The sequence below is a fragment of the Streptomyces sp. GbtcB7 genome (assembly GCF_019091445.1).
GTDB classification, from domain to species: Bacteria; Actinomycetota; Actinomycetes; order Streptomycetales; family Streptomycetaceae; genus Streptomyces; species Streptomyces mirabilis.
This window is the reverse complement of the sequence record NZ_JAGXJM010000108.1, coordinates 1-2,693: the sequence shown is the minus strand read 5'-3', so window position 1 is coordinate 2,693 and position 2,693 is coordinate 1. Positions and strand designations below refer to the sequence as shown.

General features: G+C 67.8%; 2 protein-coding genes and 1 pseudogene. All 3 read left to right on the top strand.

Features of this window, described 5'->3' with window-relative positions:
* The coding region (locus tag KVT44_RS55365; protein ID WP_302832270.1) for a transketolase C-terminal domain-containing protein at positions 1-1,227 on the top strand (1,227 nt) is incomplete at its 5' end.
* A gap of 29 nt (positions 1,228-1,256) precedes the next feature.
* The gene (gene tal / locus KVT44_RS55360; protein ID WP_217576813.1) at positions 1,257-2,375 is read left to right on the top strand and encodes a transaldolase; all 1,119 of its coding nucleotides are present in this window, start codon (positions 1,257-1,259) and stop codon (positions 2,373-2,375) included.
* 4 nt (positions 2,376-2,379) lie between these two features.
* Positions 2,380-2,693: pseudogene (locus KVT44_RS55355) on the top strand (glucose-6-phosphate dehydrogenase); the annotation flags it as partial.

Below are 2,693 nucleotides of genomic sequence, written 5' to 3'. Positions count from 1 at the left end.
GTCGCGGCCACCAAGCGCGTCCTCGGCTTCGACCCGGAGAAGTCCTTCGAGGTCGCGGACGAGGTCCTCGCGCACACGCGCCAGGCTCTCGACCGCGGCCGTGAGGCGAAGGCCGAGTGGGAGAAGGGCTTCCAGGAGTGGCGCACCGCTCAGCCCGAGCGTGCGGCCGAGTTCGACCGGATCGCGGCGGGCGAGCTGCCGGCCGGCTGGGAGGAGAAGCTCCCGGCGTTCGAGGCGGGCAAGGGTGTCGCCACCCGTGCCGCGTCCGGCAAGGTGCTGCAGGCGCTCGGTGCGGTCATCCCCGAGCTGTGGGGCGGCTCCGCCGACCTCGCGGGCTCGAACAACACGACGATCGACCCGAACTCCTCGTTCCTGCCGGCCGACAACCCGCTGCCGGGCGCGAAGCCGTACGGCCGCACGATCCACTTCGGCATCCGCGAGCACTCCATGGCCGCGGAGATGAACGGCATCACGCTGCACGGCAACACCCGTGTCTACGGCGGCACCTTCCTGGTGTTCTCCGACTACATGCGCAACGCCGTGCGTCTGTCCGCTCTGATGCACCTGCCGGTGACGTACGTGTGGACGCACGACTCCATCGGTCTCGGTGAGGACGGCCCGACCCACCAGCCGGTCGAGCACCTGGCCTCGCTGCGCGCCATCCCCGGCCTCAACGTCGTCCGTCCCGCGGACGCCAACGAGACCGCGATCGCCTGGCGCGAGATCCTCAAGCGCTACACGAAGGTCTTCGGCAAGGGCGCCCCGCACGGCCTCGCGCTGACCCGTCAGGGCGTGCCGACGTACGAGGCCGACGAGAACACGGTCAAGGGCGGTTACGTCCGCTTCGAGGCCGAGGGCGGCAAGCCGGAGGTCATCCTCATCGCCACCGGTTCCGAGGTGCACGTGGCGGTGGAGGCGCGCGAGCAGCTCCAGGCCGCGGGCGTCCCGACGCGGGTCGTGTCCATGCCGTGCGTGGAGTGGTTCGAGGAGCAGGACCAGGGGTACCGGGACAGCGTCCTGCCGCCGTCGGTGAAGGCGCGCGTCTCGATCGAGGCCGGTATCGGTCTGACCTGGCACAAGTACGTGGGCGAGGCAGGCCGCACTGTTTCCCTGGAGCACTTCGGCGCGTCTGCGGACGGAGCGGTGCTTTTCCGCGAGTTCGGCTTCACTGCCGAGAACGTGGTCGCCTTCGCCCGGGAATCCCTCGCCGTTGTTTCCGTCCGATGACCCCCACGACCGGGAGAAGAGCGACCACCATGACCGACATATTGAAGCAGCTCTCCGAGGAGGGCGTCGCGATCTGGCTGGACGACCTGTCGCGCAAGCGGATCACGTCCGGCAATCTCGCCGAACTGATCGACCAGCAGCACGTCGTGGGCGTCACCACCAACCCGACTATCTTCCAGAACGCCATCAGCGGAGGTGAGGGCTACCAGGGCCAACTGCGTGCACTGGCGCTGCGCGGAGTGACAGTGGACGAGGCGATCCGCATGATCACCACGGCCGACGTACGGGATGCCGCCGACATTTTGCGTCCGGTGTTCGACGCGACCGGCGGTCAGGACGGCCGGGTCTCCATCGAGGTCGACCCGCGCCTCGCCCACAAGACCGATGCCACCGTCGCCGAGGCGGAGCAACTTTCTTGGCTGGTGGATCGCGAAAACGTGCTGATCAAGATTCCGGCCACGCCGGCCGGACTGCCCGCGATCACCGAGGTGATCGCGAAGAGCATCAGTGTCAACGTGACACTGATCTTCTCGCTGGAGCGCTACCGCGAGGTCATGGAGGCCTACCTCTCCGGTCTGGAGAAGGCCCACGCTGACGGGCGCGACCTGTCGAAGATCCACTCGGTGGCGTCGTTCTTCGTGTCCCGAGTGGATACGGAGACGGACAAGCGGCTGGACTCGCTGGGTACGCCCGAGGCTGAGGCGCTGCGGGGTCAGGCGGCGATCGCCAACGCCCGGCTCGCCTACCAGGCGTACGAGGAGGTCTTCTCCTCCGACCGGTGGAGCGTGCTGGAGAACGTGGGTGCCAACAAGCAGCGTCCGTTGTGGGCCTCGACCGGTGTGAAGGACCCGGCCTACCCGGACACGATGTACGTCACCGAGTTGGTGGCGCCGAACACGGTCAACACCATGCCGGAAGCGACGCTCAACGCCACCGCCGATCACGGAAAGATCGACGGCGCCACCGTCGCCGAGGGCTACGCCGATGCCCAGGCCGTCCTGCAGGAGCTCGCCACCATCGGCGTCTCCTACGACGATGTGGTGCAACTGCTTGAGGACGAGGGCGTCCAGAAGTTCGAGCACGCGTGGAATGACCTGCTCGCTTCCACAGACGCCGAGCTGAAGCGGCTCGCGGCAGAAGGAGCCTGACGCGATGTCGGCAACCACATCCGAACTGTGGCGAAATCCGCTGCGTGACCCCGCAGACCGACGGCTCCCGCGTATCGCGGGGCCGTCGGGCCTGGTCATCTTCGGCGTCACGGGCGATTTGTCACGTAAAAAGCTGATGCCCGCCGTGTACGACCTCGCCAACCGCGGGCTGCTTCCGCCGGGCTTCTCGCTCGTCGGCTTCGCCCGCCGCGAGTGGAAGAACGAGGACTTCGCCCAGGTCGTCCACGACGCCGTCAAGGAACACGCCCGTACGGAGTTCCGCGAGGAGGTCTGGCAGCAGCTCATCCAGGGGATGCG